Source organism: Thauera aminoaromatica S2, assembly GCF_000310185.1.
Lineage (GTDB): Bacteria > Pseudomonadota > Gammaproteobacteria > Burkholderiales > Rhodocyclaceae > Thauera > Thauera aminoaromatica.
On sequence record NZ_AMXD01000257.1, the window covers coordinates 1 to 2,198 of the forward strand.

The 2,198-nt window shown below is 72.6% G+C and carries 2 protein-coding genes; both read right to left on the minus strand.

Annotation, left to right across the window (positions count from 1 at the left end; translation table 11 throughout):
* Window positions 1-84: 84 nt before the first annotated feature.
* Window positions 85-1,308, minus strand: coding sequence for an exo-beta-N-acetylmuramidase NamZ family protein (locus C665_RS19350; RefSeq protein WP_004328594.1), 1,224 nt, complete (start codon window positions 1,306-1,308; stop codon window positions 85-87).
* A 4-nt stretch (window positions 1,309-1,312) separates the two neighbouring features.
* Window positions 1,313-1,933, minus strand: coding sequence for a DOMON-like domain-containing protein (locus C665_RS19355; RefSeq protein WP_040829821.1), 621 nt, complete (start codon window positions 1,931-1,933; stop codon window positions 1,313-1,315).
* Window positions 1,934-2,198: the final 265 nt, after the last annotated feature.

Below are 2,198 nucleotides of genomic sequence, written 5' to 3' on the forward strand. Positions count from 1 at the left end.
TGCGCCGCAGCTGCCCGCCGCGATCCTGCACGACGAGCTCGACGCCGCCCTCGCCGAGGCGCGGCGGCTGGCCGCGGCGAGGCCTCAGCCGGGGTAGAGCAGGAAGGGCCGGCGCGTCTCGACCCACGCCGCCTCGTCGGGGCAGGCGAGCGCGTCGAGCATCGCGGGCGTCGCCGCCGGGTCGTCCACCCACTCGCGCAGCAGCGGCGAGCCGTTGATCAGGTCGATCGCGAGGCGCCCGTGTTCGTACTCGTAGGGAAAGTCGCGCCACAGCGGGTAGTCGGGCCACAACCGGCGGATGGCCTTGAAGGCGAGCGCCTGCACCCGCCAGGGACGGAAAGCGGCATGGTCGTAGTGCGCCGGGTCCTCGACGTGGATGTGCACGCCGTTGCACAGTTTGGCTGCGTGCTTGTGGAAGGTGGGCTCGAACCAGCACTCGCGCAGCACGCAGCCGGCGAGCCACTCGGGCGCGAGCGCGCGCATCTCCGTGACGAGCGCGCGCGCGTCGACATCGGGCGCGCCGAAGAGCTCCAGCGGGCGAGTGGTGCCGCGCCCTTCCGACAACGTCGTGCCCTCGAGCATCACGGTGCCGGCGTAGGCGCGCGCCATCCACAGGTTGGGGGCGTTGGGGCTGGGGTTGACCCAGCTGCGCTCGCCGAGCGGCCAGCCGAAGCCGGGGGCGGCGTCGGGGTCCCAGCCTTGCATCTCGATCACGCGCAGTTCGACGTTCAGCTTCAACGTGGCGACGAACCAGTGCGCGAGTTCGCCCATGGTGAGTCCGTGGCGCATCGGCAAGGGCCCGGCGCCGACGAAGCTCTCCCAGCCGTCGCGCAGCAGCGTGCCTTCGACCGGCCGCCCGGCAGGGTTGGGGCGGTCGAGTACCCATACCGACTTGCCGAGGCGGGCCGCTTCTTCGAGCACGTAGCGCAGCGTGGTGATGAAGGTGTAGATGCGGCAGCCGAGGTCCTGCAGGTCCACCAGCAGCACGTCGAAGCTGTCCATCATCGCCGCGGTCGGGCGGCGCACCTCGCCGTACAGGCTGAACACCGGGATGCCGAGCAGCGGGTCGGTGTAGTCGGGCGACTCCACCATGTTGTCCTGCTTGTCGCCGCGCAGGCCGTGCTGGGGGCCGAAGGCGGCCGTCAGCTGGAGCCCGGGCAGGGCCGCGAGCGCGTCGAGCGAATGCACCAGCGCGCGTGTGACCGAGGCCGGGTGGGCGAGCAGGGCGACGCGTCTGCCCGCCAGCGGGCGGCGCAACGCGGAATCCTCCAGCAGGCGGTCGAGGCCGAAACGGACCGGTTGCGCCATGGCTTCAGGCTGCCTTCTGCGTCGTGGTGGCCAGGGTCAGCACGAAGGTGTCACGGGCATGGAAGTCGGGTTGCGCGGCGGCGTGGCGCAGCGCCCAGTATTCGAGCATGCCGTCCTTGCGTTCGACGACCGCGGCCAGGCTCACCTGCAGGTCGCCGCCGGCCGGCACCGCCGGCAGCAGCTCGGCGGGCACGCGGGCCTCCAGCACCAGGCCGTCGTCGGTCTGGTCGAAGAGGACCTCGGGCTTGGCCGCGGGGATGTAGTCCTCGATGCGCTCGCGCCAGGCGCGGAAGCCATAGATCGCCCACTGTCCCGAGGGCGAGAAGTTGTATTCGCGATAGCCGGCCTCGCCCGGCACGCCGAGGAAGACCTCGAAGCAGGTGTGCTTCCACAGCTCGTCGGCGGGGCCGGGCGTGGCCGGTGCCGGGATCGCGAGCTGGGCGGGGCGGCTCTCCTCGAGGCGGAACTCGAACACCGCGCCGCCTTCGGGGAGGGCGAACATGGTGGCGAGCAGGCGGCCCACCGGGCCTTGCCAGGGCGCTTCGGCGTCCGGGCTGGTGGGGTGGGGGCGCAGGCCCACGGTGATGATGGGGACGCGGGGACGTTCGGTAAGAGGCTGGGTCACGATGTCGGCTGGAATTGAGAGGCTGGCGACGAGGGGCAGGCAGGCAGGCCGGGCGGTGCGGGGGCGGTGCGTACCCGCGGGCGGGTGCGCATGCGGCATGAGACGCGCAATGTTAACGCGTTCGGCCGGCCGCGCCCACGGCGCTTCGGCCGGCCGGGCATTTCGTGCGTGCTTGCCGGCCGGTGGGCGTGCATCCGCGGGGTGGATGCGCAGGGGGGCGCCGGGTGCCGCCCCGGACCCGCGCGGCACCCGCCAGGGTCAGCCG

Excerpts from the sequence above, each read along its gene's own strand:
- C665_RS19350 (WP_004328594.1), bottom strand. The coding sequence starts at position 1,308 with ATGGCGCAACCGGTCCGTTTCGGCCTCGACCGCCTGCTGGAGGATTCC.